General features: G+C 37.5%; 15 protein-coding genes and 1 pseudogene. 9 read left to right on the forward strand and 7 right to left on the reverse strand.

The window, feature by feature from the left end:
- Together EWM59_RS14830 and EWM59_RS14835 are read right to left on the reverse strand one after the other, a co-directional pair.
- A pseudogene (locus EWM59_RS14830) lies at nucleotides 1-336 on the reverse strand (hypothetical protein); the annotation flags it as partial.
- 150 nt (nucleotides 337-486) lie between these two features.
- Nucleotides 487-1,290, reverse strand: a complete 804-nt coding sequence (locus EWM59_RS14835) for an alpha/beta hydrolase (protein WP_130022041.1) — start codon at nucleotides 1,288-1,290, stop codon at nucleotides 487-489.
- A gap of 373 nt (nucleotides 1,291-1,663) precedes the next feature.
- On the opposite strand from EWM59_RS14835, the gene EWM59_RS14840 reads away from it, so the two are divergent.
- The 6 genes from EWM59_RS14840 to EWM59_RS14865 all read left to right on the forward strand — a co-directional run bounded on the left by EWM59_RS14840 (nucleotide 1,664) and on the right by EWM59_RS14865 (nucleotide 8,569).
- Nucleotides 1,664-2,383 (forward strand): alpha/beta fold hydrolase, encoded by a 720-nt coding sequence (locus EWM59_RS14840; RefSeq protein ID WP_130021900.1) that lies wholly within the window; start codon nucleotides 1,664-1,666, stop codon nucleotides 2,381-2,383.
- A 96-nt stretch (nucleotides 2,384-2,479) separates the two neighbouring features.
- On the forward strand, nucleotides 2,480-3,592 hold the full coding sequence (locus tag EWM59_RS14845) for an ATP-grasp domain-containing protein (RefSeq protein WP_130021902.1): 1,113 nt from the start codon (nucleotides 2,480-2,482) through the stop codon (nucleotides 3,590-3,592).
- 83 nt (nucleotides 3,593-3,675) lie between these two features.
- On the forward strand, nucleotides 3,676-4,773 hold the full coding sequence (locus EWM59_RS14850) for a carboxylate-amine ligase (protein WP_130021904.1): 1,098 nt from the start codon (nucleotides 3,676-3,678) through the stop codon (nucleotides 4,771-4,773).
- Between the two features lie 155 nt (nucleotides 4,774-4,928).
- Nucleotides 4,929-5,741 carry a type 1 glutamine amidotransferase gene (locus tag EWM59_RS14855; protein ID WP_130021906.1) on the forward strand — a complete coding sequence of 271 codons (813 nt, stop codon included), beginning with the start codon at nucleotides 4,929-4,931 and terminating at the stop codon, nucleotides 5,739-5,741.
- A 115-nt stretch (nucleotides 5,742-5,856) separates the two neighbouring features.
- Nucleotides 5,857-7,053, forward strand: a complete 1,197-nt coding sequence (locus EWM59_RS14860) for a hypothetical protein (RefSeq protein WP_130021908.1) — start codon at nucleotides 5,857-5,859, stop codon at nucleotides 7,051-7,053.
- A 148-nt stretch (nucleotides 7,054-7,201) separates the two neighbouring features.
- Nucleotides 7,202-8,569, forward strand: a complete 1,368-nt coding sequence (locus EWM59_RS14865; RefSeq protein ID WP_130021910.1) for a glycoside hydrolase family 140 protein — start codon at nucleotides 7,202-7,204, stop codon at nucleotides 8,567-8,569.
- Between the two features lie 60 nt (nucleotides 8,570-8,629).
- On the opposite strand, the gene EWM59_RS14870 is transcribed toward EWM59_RS14865, so the two are convergent.
- From EWM59_RS14870 to EWM59_RS14885, 4 genes are all read right to left on the reverse strand, one after another.
- On the reverse strand, nucleotides 8,630-9,343 hold the full coding sequence (locus tag EWM59_RS14870) for a hypothetical protein (RefSeq protein ID WP_130021912.1): 714 nt from the start codon (nucleotides 9,341-9,343) through the stop codon (nucleotides 8,630-8,632).
- Entirely contained in the window at nucleotides 9,343-10,584 is a 1,242-nt protein-coding gene (locus EWM59_RS14875) for a tail fiber domain-containing protein (protein ID WP_130021914.1), read from the reverse strand. The genes EWM59_RS14870 and EWM59_RS14875 overlap by 1 nt, the downstream gene beginning before the upstream one ends.
- A complete protein-coding gene (locus EWM59_RS14880) occupies nucleotides 10,581-11,006 on the reverse strand; it encodes a hypothetical protein (protein WP_130021916.1) in 426 nt (141 codons plus the stop codon). The genes EWM59_RS14875 and EWM59_RS14880 overlap by 4 nt, the downstream gene beginning before the upstream one ends.
- 211 nt (nucleotides 11,007-11,217) lie before the next feature.
- Complete coding sequence (locus EWM59_RS14885; RefSeq protein WP_130021918.1) at nucleotides 11,218-13,482, reverse strand: aconitate hydratase; 2,265 nt, start codon at nucleotides 13,480-13,482, stop codon at nucleotides 11,218-11,220.
- 306 nt (nucleotides 13,483-13,788) lie between these two features.
- Here EWM59_RS14885 and topA point away from each other — a divergent pair, with 306 nt between their 5' ends.
- The 3 genes from topA to EWM59_RS14900 are packed head-to-tail and all read left to right on the forward strand — an operon-like array spanning nucleotide 13,789 to nucleotide 18,106.
- On the forward strand, nucleotides 13,789-16,257 hold the full coding sequence (topA, locus tag EWM59_RS14890) for a type I DNA topoisomerase (protein ID WP_130021920.1): 2,469 nt from the start codon (nucleotides 13,789-13,791) through the stop codon (nucleotides 16,255-16,257).
- Nucleotides 16,258-16,287: 30 nt separating this feature from the next.
- Nucleotides 16,288-16,983 (forward strand): SIR2 family NAD-dependent protein deacylase, encoded by a 696-nt coding sequence (locus tag EWM59_RS14895; RefSeq protein WP_130021922.1) that lies wholly within the window; start codon nucleotides 16,288-16,290, stop codon nucleotides 16,981-16,983.
- Between the two features lie 28 nt (nucleotides 16,984-17,011).
- Complete coding sequence (locus EWM59_RS14900; RefSeq protein ID WP_130021924.1) at nucleotides 17,012-18,106, forward strand: serine hydrolase domain-containing protein; 1,095 nt, start codon at nucleotides 17,012-17,014, stop codon at nucleotides 18,104-18,106.
- 70 nt (nucleotides 18,107-18,176) lie between these two features.
- Here EWM59_RS14900 and trxA read toward each other — a convergent pair whose 3' ends face one another.
- Nucleotides 18,177-18,503: a thioredoxin gene (gene trxA, locus EWM59_RS14905; RefSeq protein ID WP_130021926.1), complete on the reverse strand. Its 327-nt coding sequence runs from the start codon at nucleotides 18,501-18,503 to the stop codon at nucleotides 18,177-18,179.
- Between the last annotated feature and the right edge of the window lie 56 nt (nucleotides 18,504-18,559).

An 18,559-nucleotide genomic window follows, 5' to 3' on the forward strand; every position in this document is an offset into this window, starting at 1 on the left:
AGATGCTACTTTAGCTGTATAAGGGTGTTTGGAAAGCATGATAGGCAATGAATCCACCAAAGATACATTATCATAGCAATCATTAAAATTCATTTGATTCATCAAATGGGAAATAATTACCTCAAAATGCCAGTATATTGCATTAATTCGTGCATTATAAGCTTGATATGACGGCAATTTTGGAAACCATGATGACCAATGATTGACCATATAATTATAAGTTGAGCGATGGCTATAATGGCCTTCGAAAATACCACATAGGTAAATCGTTATTGCCTCTTGGTCTGTAAATTCAGGACAATTATTATTGCTCTGTCTTTGGAAATGTAAACTCATGTGCGTATCATAGCACTCACAAACAAGGCTGTAAGTTTGTATTAATTGTAAAGGTCGCATTTTGCAATTTAACAAAATACTCCTTGTTTGTTTCTGATAATTTCAACCCTTGATTCACATTAAAAGTGAATTAACGTAAGTAAAGAGGTATTATTTCCCGAACAACCATTTCAAAAAAACAGGCATAGCTTCACTCCATGTTTTCGGATTATGTTCTCCATCTTTTACTTCGTAATACACTATATCAACGTTTTTTTTGTAGCCAAGGTTTTCTAATTCGGTAATTAAGTCAAGGGTATCTTCAATTGAGTCTATAATGCCATTATTATTTCTGTCGTCTTTTTCGTCATTTGTACCACATTCAAACCAGAATTCCTGCCCATGATGATAACTACCATTTTTTACGATCGTGTGCATAATTCTGTCTTTATCTTCATCATACCCTTCTTCATAAGCTTTCTTGCGCCACCAGAATGACCCACTGAATACCCCGACCTTAGAAAAAACTTCAGAATTATTCCAGACAATATCCATAGCAGAAAGACCACCTAAAGAAAACCCGCAGAAGAAATTATCTTTTTTGTCTGCTGATACTGAATAATACCCTCTGATATAAGGTAAAAACTCTTTTACGATAAAGTTAGTATAGTGCTGGGCTAAATCACCTCTGTTTTTATAGTCTGCCACAGAAGCTGTTCCATATTCTCTTAGCCGCTTTTCGTTGGTATGAATAGCCACCAAAACAAAAGGTTCTATTTCTGAGTTCTGATAAAGATTCAGTATTACCTTTTCCATATTCAGGGCTGATAAGTCCTGTCCGTCATTCATTAATAATACTTTGCCGGGTTGAACATTGTTCTGATAATTGGGTGGTAAAATTACATCGTATATAACTTCTCTGTTTAGGTATTCTGACTGAATTTTAAGGTTTTTCTGAACGGAAATCTGATGCACTTGTGAGTAGGTTTTAATGGATAAAAAGACTGATAAAAAAGTAATTAGCCGTATTGCCCGAACAAAATTTTTCCAAATCATTTGTTTCATTGATTAAAATCGACTAATATTTCAGTTAAATGTTTTATTCTGACAAAAATACAAATTCATCATACGAAAACACCAAAACTAATCAAAACAATATTTTATTTTTTATTACACAATTTATACAAAATTTTATATTTGACAAAAAGATAAAAACATTTAATAATCAAAATTTTATTTGGCAAAATATTTTTTCATATACAGATTATCTGCGATTTTTGCATAAAAATATTTCATCAATCAAATAAACTGCTCTTAAAGCAAAGACCTTTTAAGCACTCTAAGCTGTATGGACGAAAAACATATTAAATTCTTTTCTCATTTTTTGGGCAGAGATATTGACATTTTAATTAGTGGCCATTGGGGCTATCCGATTCTTATGTTTCCGACCTCTATGGGCAATTACCTTCAAAACCGTGACTTCGGACTCAATAATTCTGTTGCTAATCTCGTAAATGACGGTAAAGTAAAACTTTATAACGTTGATAGTATCGATTTCCAGAGTTTCTATGGACAAGGATTATCTCCAAATGTCAAAATTTTCAATTATAACCTCTATACCCGTTTCATTCGGGAAGAACTGGTTCCATCAATTCAGAGAGAATGTAGCGTTCACCGTATTGCCGTTGCCGGATGCAGTTTCGGAGGATACCATTGTACCAACTTTGCCCTGAAATACCCCGATGTAGTGGATTATTGTTTCAGCCTGAGTGGAGCATTTGACATTAAGAGTTTCATGAAAGGATACTTTGATGATAATGTGTATTTCAATAATCCGATTGATTATATGCAGAATCAGGATGGTTGGAAATACAATCACATGAAAATTGTATTGGGCACCTCTGATTGGGATATATGCAAAGATGACAACATTAATATGTCAAGAATACTCGCCGCCAGAGGCATTGACCACTGGTATGATGAAAAGAAATGGGCATCGCACGACTGGCCACTCTGGCGCATGATGTTCCCTGAATATGTAGGCAAAATGGTGGCCGGACAGTTATAAGGCCATAATTGATTAAATCCGGTTATACAGTAAAATGAATTTATATCCATTACATTTAATAAAATAATAAAGCAAAATCTAAATCAAGACTTGTTTATGAAAAAAATAGGAATTCTTTTTGGCATGGAAGACACTTTTCCGTGGGCATTTATTGAAGAAGTAAACAGAACTGCTCCTGCAGGAATCATCGCCGAGCCTGTATCAATTGCTAAAGTAGAACAAGGGGTAGCAACAGATTATGCCGTAATTATAGATAGAATATCACAAGATGTGCCATTTTACAGAGCATATTTAAAAAATGCAGCCCTTTGCGGTACAGCAGTAATCAACAACCCTTTCTGGTGGAGTGCTGACGAAAAGTTTTTCAACAACTGTCTGGCTATAAAGTTAGGTGTTCCGGTACCTAAAACGGTTCTTTTACCATCAAAAGAAAGACCAACAGATACCACTGAAAAATCATTCAGAAACCTTAAATTTCCGATGGATTGGGAATATATGTTCGGCCAAATCGGTTTCCCGGCCTATATGAAACCTCATGCAGGTGGTGGCTGGAAAAGTGTGTATAAAGTATATGACCCAAATGACCTTTGGCAAAAACACGAAGAAACAGGCCAGTTAGTGATGTTATTGCAAGAAGAAATTCAGTTTACTGATTACTATCGTTGCTACTGCTTGAATGGTAAATATGTACATATTATGCCGTACGAACCACGCAATCCGCATCATTTACGTTATGCTACACAACCTAAAACACAAGGTGAAGAGCATAAAAAATTGATGGCAACTATTACAGACTATGTATTAAGATTAAACAAAGCATTAGGTTACGATTTTAATACGGTTGAATTTGCCATCCGTGACGGAATCCCTTATGCCATTGACTTCTGTAATCCTGCGCCGGATGCTGATGTAAATTCGGTAGGACAGAAGAATTTTGAATGGATTGTGGAAAATGCTGCTAAAATGGCTATTGAAAGAGCGATTGAGCAAAAAGATGGCAAAAATAACTGTACCTGGGGTACATTTATAGGGTCTTCGGCCTTAGGAAATGGGGCTGATTTATTGATACCATCAGCACAAAATCCTGTAGCAGAGAAAAAACCTGCGCCTGCTAAAAAAGCAGAAGCAACACCAAAGGCAGCTCCGGCCAAGAAAGCTCCGGCTGCTAAAAAGGATGAAGCTTCTGCAAAACCAGCAAAGAAGAAATAAACGAATGAATAGGTTGGCAATATGCCTGATTATTGCCAACCAGACTAAACTGTTCCACTGTTAACCCCTGAACTAAGAAAATTATGTCACAATTCACATTAGGTATTGAGGAAGAATTTCAGACTATTGACCCAAAAACTCGTGAGCTTCGTTCACACATGTCTAAATTAGTTGAGGGAGGCCAGGTAATTTTGCAGGAAAGAATCAAACAGGAAATGCACCAGGCGGTGGTGGAAATGATTTCAAGCGTTTGCGAGAATATTCAGCAAGCCAGAGAGGAAGTAACTTATCTGCGACGGATGTTGTTTGACTTAGCTGCTAAACAGAATCTTCAGATTGCAGCAGCAGGAACGCACCCGTTTTCAGACTGGCAGAAACAATTAATTACGCCTAATGAAAGATACGAGAAGCTAATAGACGATATGCGCGATGTGGCTCGCTCAAACCTGATTTTCGGTTTGCACGTTCACGTTGGTATCCCAAACCGGGAAGAAGGTATTCAGATTCTGAATACTGCAAGGTATTTCCTGCCGCATATTTATGCGCTCTCTACCAACTCTCCATTCTGGTGTGGCCGTAATACAGGTTTCAAATCTTATCGGTCGAAAGTATTTGATAAATTTCCAAGAACAGGTATTCCTGATTATTTTTCGAGCGTTGCAGAGTACGATAATTACGTTAATCTGTTGATAAAAACTAATTGTATTGATAATGGAAAGAAAATCTGGTGGGATATCCGTTTGCATCCTTTCTATCCTACGGTCGAATTCAGAATATGTGATATTCCGATGCGGGTCGATGAAACTATCTGTTTAGCAGCACTGATGCAGGCAATTATAGCCAAAATTCATAAGTTACATAAACAGAATTTGAGTTTTCGTACTTATCATAGAATGCTCATCAGCGAAAATAAATGGCGTGCTGCCAGATATGGGATTCAAGGAAATCTGATTGATTTTGGTAAAGAAACAGAAGTTCCCTATTCTCATCTGGCCGAAGAACTTATGGAATTTGTGGATGATGTATTAGATGAGTTAGGAAGTCGTAAAGAGGTAGAGTATATTCATGAAATACTAAAAATGGGCAGTGGAGCAGACCGACAATTAAAAGTATTTGAAGAAACAAACAGCCTGAAATCGGTGGTTGATTACATTGTTTCAGAAACTAAAATCGGTCTTTAGTAAGTGAACGAAACAGTCGCTTAATTTTGTTATATGCTTTTAATAGCAATAAAATCCTGTAAGGTATTTACTTACAGGATTTTATTTTTGTTAATTTTGTATTAAATTTTACTAATATAAGCCTTGCTGCCTATACAGCAAGCCTGTTGTGTTTTATGAATATTGCAATTTTAGACCTTTACGACGGAAAAACCAATGAGGGTATGCGTTGTATTAAGATGTTATGCGACCAGTTTTTATCGCAGGAAGGGATTAATGGTGGCTATGATATTTTTGATGTGCGTCAAAAAAATGAAATCCCGGACATAAACAAGTATCAGATTTTTATTTCTACAGGTGGCCCGGGCAGTCCATTACCGGAAGGCCATGCCTGGGAACAGAAATATTATGACTTTATAGACTCTATTTTTGCCTATAACAAGCACAATGAAGTAAAGAAATATGTTTTTCTGATTTGTCATTCTTTTCAGATTGTGAGCCATCATTTAGGATTTGGTCAGGTATGCAAAAGAAAATCAACTTCATTTGGTGTGATGCCTATGCACCGCACAGAAGATGGCCAAAATGAGCCCTTATTCGAGAAATTGCCTGAGCTTTTCTTCGCTGTCGACTCAAGAGATTATCAGTTGATACAACCCAACTGGGAGAAAATCAACGAATTTGGGGCAAAAATACTGTGTTTAGAAAAAGTCCGGCCTTATGTTCCTTTGGAAAGGGCAGTTATGGCTATCAGATTTTCTGATGAAGTTTTCGGTACCCAGTTTCACCCTGAAGCAGACTCAGAAGGAATGATGCGTTATTTTAAGCAGGAAGAAAAAATGCTGGCAGTTATTAAGGAATATGGTGTCGAAAAATACGAAGAAATGATTGAGCGTTTAGACGACCCTGACAAGATTATGCTTACCGAATCGGTTGTTATCCCGACATTTCTCCGTACTGCCACCGAAAATATTTTGGAATTGGCATAATTGATATTGATAAACTGGTTATAGCTTCCTATAACCAGTTTTGCCTTACTTCAAAAATTATTTGTGTTTTGTAACCACAATCTTTAATTTCAATCCATTAATACTTCTCCTATTTATGATACCTGAAATTCGTCAGCAATACAATGAAAGTTTTTCCAATGAAAAGTATCAGGCGTTATTAGCCGAGATTGAAAAAGATTTTCCTTCACAATTAGACTTTCGGGTGGCTGAAACGCCAGTATTTGTACCGCAATCACTCAAAATTAGGCTTCTACAGGCTTGCAATGATATTATTGATTCTTTACTTAAAGACGACTTCAAAGCCTGGACGATCAGGGCAATTCCGGCCAATCAGCATGTACCCAATGAAGACAATCATCCGAATTTTTTAGCCATTGATTTTGCAGTTTGTCGGGATGAAAATGGAGACCTGACTCCACAATTAATTGAATTACAGGGATTTCCGTCATTATATGGGTATCAGTGGTATATAGGTCAGAAGTATAAGAAATTCTTCTACAATCCTAAGAATTTCAATCAGTACTTCAACAGACTGAATATGGCTACTTATGTAGAGTTTATGAAAAAAGTTTTTCTGGGAGGCGAAAAGGCTGAGAATGTTATTCTGCTTGAAATTTATCCCGAAAAACAGAAAACAAGGCTTGATTTTGAAATCACCAAACAGTTGTGGGGTATTGAATCGGTTTGCTACACTAAAATAAAGAAAGACGGTCGTAAACTCTATTATGAAAAAGACGGTAGAAAAATTAAAATCAAACGCATCTACAACCGCCTGATTTTTGATGATTTATTGCAGAATTTCCCTGATTTAGAAACAGACTTTAAACTAACTGATGATGTTGATGTAAAATGGGTAACACATCCAAACTGGTTTTTCAGAATCAGCAAGTTTACTTTACCCCTACTCAACAGTCCATTTGTACCTAAAAGCTATTACTTATCAGAATTAAAAGAATATCCTGCTGATTTAGAAAACTACGTATTAAAACCCTTGTTTTCGTTTGCCGGAAGCGGTGTAAAACTCAATTTCACCAAAGAAGATTTAGATGCTATTGAAGACAAGGAAAACTTTCTGATTCAGCGTAAAGTGAAATATGAACCCATTATTAAAGACCCAGATGGCAATCTGATAAAAACAGAAATCAGAATGTTATTTGCCTGGGAAGATTCAGCACCACGCCCTACACTTGTTACAAATCTGGCCCGATTGAGCAGAGGAGAAATGATTGGGGTAAACTTTAATAAGAATTTTGATTGGGTTGGCGGTAGTTGCGGATTCTTTGAAGACTGATGCTCTGCAACCTTACAATTGAGTATAGATGCCGATAATCGTAAAAGCGACTTATCGGCATTTTTTCAATAATTCTTTATATCCAGTATATTTTTTCGATTTTATTGATTAGTTTGGAAGTCTATTCAACCAAGAATTCCTATTACACATGAAATCAAATCAGACCTACTTCATTTTCTTACTCCTCCTCTTTGGTTTTAGTGTTTCTGCACAAACCTTTTCTGTAAGTGAAAACAAACGTTTCTTATTAAAAGATGGCAAACCTTTTTTCTGGTTAGGAGATACCGCATGGGAATTATTCCATCGCCTCAACCGGGAAGAAGCAGATTTCTATCTTAAAAAACGTGCTTCACAAGCCTATACAGTTATTCAGGCAGTTGCATTGGCTGAGTTTGACGGCTTGAATGAGCCGAACCCTTATGGAGAAAAACCTTTGATTAACAATGACCCTACAAAGCCCAATGAAGCTTATTTTAAACACGTCGATTTTATAATTGATAAAGCGGCTGAATATGGTTTAACCATAGGTTTTTTACCAACCTGGGGAGATAAACTGAATAAATCAAGCTGGGGTAAAGGTCCTGAGGTTTTTACTGTCGATAATGCCCGGATTTATGGTAAGTGGCTATCAATCCGTTACAAAAACAAAAAAAATATAATCTGGATACTGGGTGGAGACAGGCAACCACGAGACAACTCAAATGATGTAGAAGTCTGGAGAGCTATGGCTGCAGGTATTGTAGAGGGTGTGGGTGGCAATGATAATGCCCTTATAACTTACCATCCGCAACCAAATAAAGAAGGTTCAAGCCAATGGTTTCATGACGATGAGTGGTTTGACTTTAATATGTTTCAGAATGGGCATTGCAGAGATACCCCTATTTATGATAATATCAAACGTTCTTATGACCGCACTGTGATAAAACCGGTAATTGATGGCGAACCTATTTATGAAGATCACCCAGTTTGTTTTAATGTCAATGATTTAGGTACGTCAAACGCTTACGATGTGCGTAAATATGCCTATCTCGACCTTTTTGCTGGCGCATTCGGGCATACCTATGGTTGCCATGACATCTGGCAAATGTATTCAGCAAATCGTGAAGCGGTGAATGGTCCGCATATTTACTGGCAGGAAGCAATGGAATTGCCCGGTGCCAGACAAATGCAACATGCCAGACGATTAATAGAATCACGTCCTTTTTTGGACAGAGTACCAGACCAGTCATTAATCGTTGAAAATGACTTAGCCGCAAGCGAACGCATTCAGGCAACCAGAGGAAAAGATTATGCCTTTATTTATTCTGCCGCCGGAAAACCATTTACAGTTAATTTAGGTAGAATATCAGGCACTCAACTCAATGCTTACTGGTTTGACCCCAAAAATGGTAAAGTGCAGGAGATTAATAAAGTTGAGAATAAAGGTACTCAAAAATTTACTCCTCCACGTTCAGGCTATGGGCAAGACTGGGTATTGGTTTTAGATGATGCTTCTAAGAATTTTCCTAAACCATAAGTATAATCTTAGCAATCATCTATACTTTCTGGACTTCTTCTTTTGGAGAAGTCCGTTTTGTTAAAAGTCTCTATACTCAATACTCACGCCTCTGATACTAAGAAAAGTCCAGGTATTAGCCGAATTTCTCAATTTTAAAGAATAGACGTAATTCTGATTATCTATTTCTAATAAGTTAATCGGGAATTCAGCTACAATCAATGATGAGTTTGAAGAAGTTGGTGTGGTAAAACTAAAAATGGTACTTAGACCACTCCCCTCATTTAGTGGTGCCTGCACAATATCTCCAATTAGAGAGTTAGGCTCAATAGGGTATGAATAAAAAGTAATTTTTATAGAGGCCAGTTTGCTTCTATGCGGAAAATAAAGAGGAGCTAAAAGCGTTTTATTACTACTTGTAGAAATTGAAGTTATTCTATCTGCATCATAACTTACTATATCAATTCCTAAGCCCGAAGCTTGTCCTTCTGATTGTACATCCCAATCTAATCTGAATGCAACAGGTGGAATACTAAAATATCCAACTTTGTATCCCGTTACTAAATAACCCTCTCCATTAGCATAGATTGGTCTTGCAATGAAAGGGTTTCCGGTTGCCAGACCACTGGCCCTAACAGTATGGCTTTCTGTAATACCCTGTACTTTTAAATTCCCTTGTACATCCTGAATATGAGTTCCATTCGGATCGATAGTAACTGATTTAGGTTGAGGTATTTGTGCAAATATTTGAGCTGAAAGTAAACAAAAGCCAAAAATAAACCATATGTTTTTCATTATTTTTTAGTTTTAGGGGTATTAAGAGTGGTTTCCTGAGCTAATATTACTTTCTCAAGTCTTTCAACTCTGGATAATAAATCTTCATTTTGTTTTTGCAGAATTTTATTCGCTTCCACCAGATGAGGGATTAATCCTACGTAATTGACTGATAAAAAACCTTTGGCATCAGTGGTTACCAATTCAGGGAAAATCTTTTGAATTTCCTGCGCAATAAAACCAGTTTGCAAGTCTGTCATTTTCTCATTCTTCCACAAATAATTAAAACCTTTCAACTGAGAAAGTCTTAGAGACGAGTTCTGAACTGGCCGAAAATCTTTCTTTAACCGGATATCAGAACAAATAGTCGGAGTAGTTGCATAACAAATGCTTCCAGAATAGACATTCCATCTTTGAATCCAATCATTCAAACCATAACCAAAAATTCCCATTTCACTATTCCCCCTCATACCGATATAACCATCTGAGAGAGAGTTACTTGAAAAGTCAATTCCCGCATCGGCGGTATTTGCCCCTTTAAAAACTTTTAACTTCCCATCAAAATAAGCACTATAACCATTAACTGATGAAGCCAATAAGGCTACATTTCCAGCAGAAACTGCCACAACTCCATAGCTATCTGTAGAATGCCCGTAAACACCTTGCCCAATAGTTGAAAAGCCGGCAACTGCCGGATATCTATAAGAAGTACCATATACACCATAACCAGTCTGTGACTCACCTTCAATTCCATTTCCTGATACTGATCTACCTTTTACACCCACAAAAGAATCTGAAATACCAACCATACCATACCCCGAAGTCGATGAACCTAAAACACCATAGCCACTCGGTGCAACTCCTTTGATGGCAGTGTTATTTAATCCGGCTGGTGCAGTAACTGTCAAGAAATCAGAAGCTATCGGTGTTACGTTCCCAATCCATACATTAGTACCATTATTTTTAAAATTATCATCAGCTACCCAGTTAGTGCCACTGTTACGCAAAGTCTGATGATTTGTACCCGAAGGAAGCGAATTTGTTCCTACTAAGTTAAGCCACGAAGTTCCGTTCGAATATTCATGTATGTTTTCGGTAGTATTAAATAAAACACTACCTGTTCCTACAGTATTGGCCGAGGGTCGATTAGAAGTAGTATATTTGGGAAAGGCAATACTCTGGCTGCTTATTTCACCTGATTGTCCTATGGCTATTTTAATCGCTAATAAAATAACACATATACATAGTAGTAATTTTTTCATAATTTCTTAAAAGTGTAGGTCAGAATATTCTTTTTATAAGGTCCCATTTTGGTGGCATCAACACTAAAATCTACTTTATTTCCTTTCTGTTCAACTTCGTAAATCAGTTCTTTCAGACCCATTGCCTGTGCAATTTCTTTAGTAAAATTGCCTCTTAGAATCAATTGACTACCCTTTAATTCCCATGTGCCTTCCTGAATCAAATTATCTTGTCGGGCAATAAATTTGCTGTTACTCATAAATTCCCAGATTATACTTACACCTTTCTCTTTAAGGTTATTCAGCGCTGTTAAGGTAGTGCCATTTTGTTTCGTTATAGAGAAGGTTGTACTCTCGCATTCCCATTTTCCGTTTAAAGTTTGGGCACATAGATTGTTCAGCAAAAGCAAAGTGCAAAGCACTGAAGTCAGGTAAAATTTCATGCTAATAATAAGTTTAATTATCTGACAAAATAACTCAATAAAGAAACCGCTGTAAATAGCATATTGATGTTACAGAATTAGCCTCTAAGTAAAAAGCTTTATATAAAAATGCTCGATAAGTGTAATAGAAGCGAAAAACATAAGCGAAGAAGGCAAAAAAAATATCCTGCGTTTCCACAGGATATTTTCAGGTAATATATAATTTCAGGTATTAAACTTCTGCCGCAATCAGATTTAAGGCTGAACCAGCTTTGAACCAGCCAATCTGGCTTGTATTATACGTGTGGTTCAATTTGATTTCGTCTTTAGACCCGTCTGCATGATGTGCTACTAAAGTCAAAGGCACTCCCTCGGCAAAGGTGGTTAAACCTAAGATATCGAAAGTATCATTTTCCTGAATTTTGTCATAATCTGCCGGGTCAGCAAAAGTCAATGCCAGCATCCCTTGTTTTTTCAAGTTTGTTTCGTGGATACGAGCAAATGAACGAACAACAATAGCACGAACACCTAAGTGACGTGGCTCCATAGCTGCGTGCTCACGTGATGAACCCTCACCGTAGTTTTCGTCTCCCACTACAATGGTTCCCACACCTGCGGCTTTATAGGCACGTTGCACAGCCGGAACTTCACCATATTCGCCTGTTATCTGATTTTTCACTTTATTGGCAGTACCGTTAGCAAAGTTAATGGCCCCAATCAACAGGTTATTAGAGATATTATCTAAATGACCACGGTATTTTAACCAAGGACCTGCCATAGAGATATGGTCAGTAGTACATTTACCTTTAGCTTTTATCAATAATTTTAATCCAGTCAGGTCAGTACCTTCCCATGCTTTAAATGGCTCGAGTAATTGTAAGCGGTCAGATGTCGGGCTAACGGCTACTTTCACACCGCTACCATCTTTTTTAGGTTTCTGGTATCCGGCATCTTTTACATCAAAACCCAATGGAGGTAATTCAACACCTAATGGTGGGTCTAATTTCACCTGTTCACCTTTTTCGTTAGTCAAGGTATCTTTCGCAGGGTTGAAAGTAAGGCTACCTGCAATAGCAAAAGCCGTTACGATTTCGGGAGAGGCTACGAATGCGTGCGTATTCGGGTTACCATCTGCACGTTTCGCAAAGTTTCTGTTAAACGAAGTAATGATTGAGTTACGCTCTCCTTTTTCTGCACCATGTCTTGCCCATTGCCCGATACACGGTCCACAGGCATTGGCTAACACTACGCCACCTATCGAGCTAAACGTGTCTAAAATACCATCTCTTTCAGCCGTATAACGTACCTGCTCAGAACCTGGGGTAATCGTAAACTCCGCTTTGGCAGCAATGTGCTTGGCAGCAGCCTGTGCAGCAATTGAGGCGGCACGTGTCATATCTTCATAAGAAGAGTTAGTACATGAACCTATCAAACCTACATCTAATTTCTCAGGCCATTTGTTTTTCTTAACAGCTTTAGCGAATTTAGAAAGAGGCCAGGCCAAATCTGGTGTGAATGGACCATTGATACGTGGTTCTAATCTTGAAAGATTGATTTCAATTACCTGGTCATAATATAGTTCAGGATTATCAATACATTCCTGGTCAGGACGAAGTAAGTCTTTAATGCCATTGGCTAAAGAAGCTACTTTTGCACGGCCGGTTGCTTTTAAGTAAGCAGCCATTTTACGGTCATAACCAAACAATGAAGTAGTGGCACCAATTTCAGCACCCATGTTACAGATAGTACCTTTACCAGTTGCCGATAAAGCATCTGCACCCTTACCTATATATTCAACAATATATCCTGTTCCACCTTTTACAGTCAGGCGGCCTGCTACTTCAAGAATTACGTCTTTTGCAGAAGCCCAGCCTTTTAGTTTTCCGGTTAATTTTACGCCAATTAGTTTTGGCATTTTCAACTCCCATGCCAGACCCGACATTACGTCGCAGGCATCAGCACCACCCACGCCAATGGCTACCATACCCAAACCACCTGCGTTTGGTGTATGTGAGTCAGTACCAATCATCATACCGCCCGGAAAAGCATAGTTTTCAATCACTACCTGATGAATGATACCAGCACCTGCTTTCCAGAAACCAATACCGTATTTATTAGAAACCGATGAAAGAAAATCATAAACCTCTTTATTTTTTTCGTTGGCAACTTTTAAATCATCTACCGCACCCACTTTAGCCTGAATCAGGTGATCACAATGAACCGTAGACGGAACAGCAACTTTTGGGCGTCCGGTAGTCATAAACTGTAATAATGCCATCTGAGCGGTAGCATCTTGCATAGCTACACGGTCAGGAGCAAAATCCACATAATCAACCCCTCTGTTATATGCTTTTTCGGGAGCCCCTTCCCATAAGTGAGAATAAAGAATTTTTTCCGCTAAGGTCAGAGGTTTTCCCACTATTTTGCGGGCTGCTTCTACCCTTTCAGGCATTCGAGCATAAACGCTCTTAATCATATCTAAATCAAAAACTGCCATTTGTAAAGAAATTTTTAAATGTTAAAAACTCAAATCCGGATTGAGGAGATGAAGGATTGCGCCAAAATTACGAAACATCATCAAATTACAAATAGTAATTTTTTAAATATTAATAAAAATAGGTATTCAAATACCCTCAAATCCCGTTTTTAATAATATGTCTCCATAGAAATAACCTCAATGCCCTACTTTTTTGTTCAAATATTTTCGGTTTTATATTATTTTAATAATTTTTCTAAAACTTTTGTGCTCACTTTTGCATTAATATCTTAATATCGCACAAAAATTAAAATTAAAGGCCAAAGAATGTCGAAGAACCTAGTAATAGTTGAGTCGCCCGCAAAAGCAAAAACCATAGAAGGTTATCTCGGAAAAGATTTTACAGTCAAATCAAGTTTTGGCCATGTAAGAGATTTACCTGAAAAGGAATTAGGAATTGATATCAGTAAAAATTTTACTCCCAAATATGCTATTTCTTCAGATAAAACAAAAGTAATCAGTGAGTTGAAGAAACTGGCCAAAGAATCTGAAACAGTATGGCTTGCCACTGACGACGACCGTGAAGGAGAAGCCATCTCATGGCACTTGAAAGAATCGTTAGGTTTAAAAGATTCAACCCCAAGAATTGTTTTCAGAGAAATTACCAAAAAAGCAATTACTACTGCCATTCAGAATCCACGTACGATTGATATGGATTTAGTGAATGCGCAACAAGCCCGCCGGATTCTTGACCGACTGGTAGGTTTTGAATTATCGCCTGTTTTATGGCAAAAAATCAGAACAGGAGAAAGAACCAATTTATCGGCAGGGAGAGTACAATCGGTAGCGGTAAGGTTGATAGTTGAACGTGAAAGAGAAGTTGATGCCCATAATGCCAAATCATCATTTAAAGTAATTGCCCAGTTTTTAGTCGAAAAAGGTAAAATACTGAGTGCAGAGTTACCTAAGAACTTTGAGACTGAACAACAGGCACGTACATTTTTAGAAAAATGTATCAATGCCATTTTTACCATCAGAAATTTAGAGGTAAAACCGGCTAAAAAATCACCCGCTGCGCCGTTTACTACTTCAACCTTACAACAAGAGGCTTCGAGAAAATTAGGCTTTTCGGTTTTACAAACCATGACCGTAGCCCAGAAATTGTATGAATCGGGTAAAATCTCTTATATGAGAACTGACTCAACAAACCTTTCGGGAGAAGCGATTGAAAAGGCAAAAATTCAGATTGAAAATGCTTACGGAGAAAAATATGTAAAGGTTAGGCAATATAAAACCAAAAGTGAGTCGGCACAGGAGGCTCACGAAGCTATCAGGCCTACAGATTTTGGCGTAGAACGCATAGAAGGAGACAGAAGCGAGCAACGTCTCTATGAGTTAATCTGGAAACGGTCTATTGCCTCGCAAATGGCAGATGCAGAACTCGAGCGAACCATTGCCACAATAGGTATATCTACTACTTCAGAAGAACTGATTGCTACAGGTGAGGTAATTAAATTTGATGGTTTTCTAAAAGTATATTTAGAGTCAAGTGATGATGAGGATGAAGAAAATAAAGGAATGTTACCACCTTTATCAATTGGGCAAATCCTTAATCTTTCAGAAATGAAAGCCACTGAAAGATTTTCTAAACCATCAGCAAGATATACAGAGGCAAGTCTGGTAAAAAAATTAGAGGAAATGGGTATAGGACGTCCCTCTACCTATGCACCAACCATTACTACTATTATTAAGCGTAATTATGTAGTAAAAGAAGACCGCCCGGGTAAGGAAAGAAACTTCAAAGAATTTTCTTTGAAAAATAATACCATTACTGAGAAAACAGGGACAGAAACCTACGGTACAGAAAAAGCTAAATTGTTCCCTACAAATATCGGAATTGTAGTAAACGATTTTCTGGTAGAAAACTTTGATGATGTAATTGATTACAGTTTTACGGCTAATGTTGAAAAAGATTTTGATAAAGTAGCCGATGGCAAAGTAGAATGGCAAAATATGATTGCCGATTTCTACAAAGATTTTCATCAGAAAGTAGAACAGGCCGATGGGGTGAAGGCAACAAAAGGTGCCAGAGAACTTGGTATAGACCCCAAAACAGGCAAAAAGATTTCGGTTAAGATAGGCAAGTTTGGGCCTTATGTGCAGTTGGGCGATATCAATGATGAAGAAAAACCTGTATTCGCCAGTTTATTAAAAAATCAATTGGTTGATACCATTACCTTAGAAGATGCCCTCGCATTATTTGAAATGCCCAAATTACCTCGGGAAGTAGGCTTTTATGAAGATAAACCATTGGTAGTGGCTACTGGGAAATTCGGGCCGTATATCAGACATGATGATAAGTTTTATAACTTGGAAAAAACAGATGACCCCTATCTGGTATCAGAAGAAAGAGCCATTGAAGTAATTGAAGCCAAACGCAATAGCGGAGATTTGTCTCAACCTAAAGATTTAGGCATTTTTGAGGGATTGGCAGTGAATGTGGGTAAAGGCAGATTCGGCTTTTATGTGAAACATGGCGACAAATATTATAATATTGATAAAGGAACCAATGCCGCCGAAATAAGTATTGATAAAGCCATTGAAATTATTAAAGCCAAAAAAGCGGCTGAAAGCAATAAGATTATCAAAGAATTCCCTGAAAACAAGACTATACAGGTACTGAACGGGCAATATGGACCTTATATTAAAGCAGGTAAAAGAAATGTGAAGATACCTAAAGGTACAGACCCCGCTTCTCTAACTTTAGAAGATTGCTTGAAACTGGCAAATGGATAATTTTTACCCGATAAACCTATTCCCTATCTCATGAAAAAGCTGGTTGTTTTAACAGGTGCAGGCATCAGTGCCGAAAGTGGTTTAAAAACCTTCAGAGATAGCGATGGTTTATGGGAAAATCATAGTATTGAAGACGTAGCAACACCGGAAGGCTGGAGAAAAAATCCAGCCTTGGTTTTACAGTTTTATAATGACCGTCGTGCCAAAGCGTACGAAGCCACCCCCAATGCAGGGCATCTGGCTTTAGTCGAACTGGAAAAATATTTTGAGGTAAACATAATTACCCAGAACGTTGACAATCTTCACGAAAAGGCCGGTTCGACCAGTGTATTACATTTACACGGAGAGCTGAATAAAGTCAGAAGCATTAAAAATAGCCATTTAATTGCTGATATTGGCGGAAAAGCCATTGCAATTGGAGATTTAGCTGAAGATGGACACCAGCTTCGTCCGCATATTGTATGGTTTGGAGAAGCCGTTCCGATGATTGAGCCAGCCACTGATATAGCCATAAATGCAGATATTTTTGTTGTAGTGGGTACATCACTACAAGTATATCCTGCAGCCGGACTTCTCAATTACGTAAATAAAACAAAGCCTAAATTTATGGTTGACCCACATATTCCGGAGGCTTCTTCCAACTATAAGAACATTACTTTTATTACAGAAACGGCATCCATTGGGGTTCCTCAATTAGCAGAAATTCTCATCAGAGACTTTCAATAATCTCAACATACCTAATACCATTTTCTTCGTGAGAAAAATCATTTTACTCTTGCTTATGGCAAATGTCTCTTTTGCACAGCTATTTCAGAAAAAATTAGATTCTCTTTTACAAGCACATGCAGAGAAAGATAAAGCAGGAATGGCTGTGCTTGTAATGAAAAACGGAAAAACGCTCTATAAAGAAGGTTTTGGGTTGTCGAACATTGATACACAAACCCCTATTACTCCGGAAACCAATTTCAGAATGGCGTCTGTGTCGAAACAGTTTACAGCAGCTTGTATTATTTTACTTGAAAACAAAAAGAAGCTCAGTTATGAAGATAATCTACTGAAATTCTTTCCTGATTTCAACAAGGAAATTGGTTCTCAAATACAAATCAAACACTTACTTACACATACTTCAGGCATTTTAGATTATGAAGAACTAATTCCCGACAATCAGAAAGAACAACTTTCTGATGCCGATGTATTGCAGTTTCTGAAAGTGCAGACCAAAACTTATTTCAAAGCAGGTAGTAAATTCCGCTATAGCAATTCGGGCTTTTGTCTGTTAGAACAAATTATAGAAAAGGCTTCGGGGCAAAATTTTGTTACTTTCATCAAGGCTAATGTTTTTGAGCCTTTAGGTATGAATAACAGCACTATTTATGAAGCTGGCAGACCAATGCTCAACAGGGCAATGGGCTATGCCCGTGATAAATCTGGTAAGGTTGTATTTGCAGATCAGAGCATTACAAGTGCTACCAAAGGTGATGGCTGTGTTTATAGCTCATTAGAGGATTACAGTAAATGGTATCAGGCTATAGCAAGTAACAGACTATTTCATGTAGTAGATGAATTGAAGAAGATAAACCATCTAATAGAAGGAAATAAAGATATTAATTATGGCTTGGGTTGGTTTAATGGTTATGGCGATAAGGGTATAGAATTATATCATACCGGAAGTACATGCGGGTTCAGTAATGTAGTGAATGTAGTGCCTGGAAAACAATTCTTATTCGTATATTTTTCTAATATTGCCGATAATCACTCTTTAGAAAAACCTATCAGAGACTTGTTAAGGGCTGAAAAAATTGATAACACAGAGATTGACTTCGCAAAAGTCTTGAGTTTGACTAATTGACACATCGATAAGTCCATAAACAAGAAAGCCTGACTCTTAGCAAGAATCAGGCTTTCTTATCTTATATATTTTAGTTCAATTGAGCTTCTAATTTTGAAGTAAGTATGTGTTTCGGAACAGCCCCAACAATTTTATCAACTAACTGACCATTTTTGAAAATCATCAAAGTCGGGATTGAACGAATACCGAAGTTCATCGGAACATTTGAGTTAGCATCAACGTCCATTTTACCAATGATGGCTTTGCCTTCATAATCGCCAGCCATTTCTTCAACTACTGGTCCAATCATTTTACAAGGGCCACACCATTCAGCCCAAAAATCTACTAATACCGGTTTGTCAGAGTTAATCAGTTCAGCAAAATTTGCATCCGTGACTTCAATTGCTTTATGTGCCATTTTATAATGATTTAGTACCTTTTTACGCGTTATGCAGAAAGGTTTTTTATTTTATT

Source organism: Emticicia agri, assembly GCF_004168285.1.
GTDB classification, from domain to species: Bacteria; Bacteroidota; Bacteroidia; order Cytophagales; family Spirosomataceae; genus Emticicia; species Emticicia agri.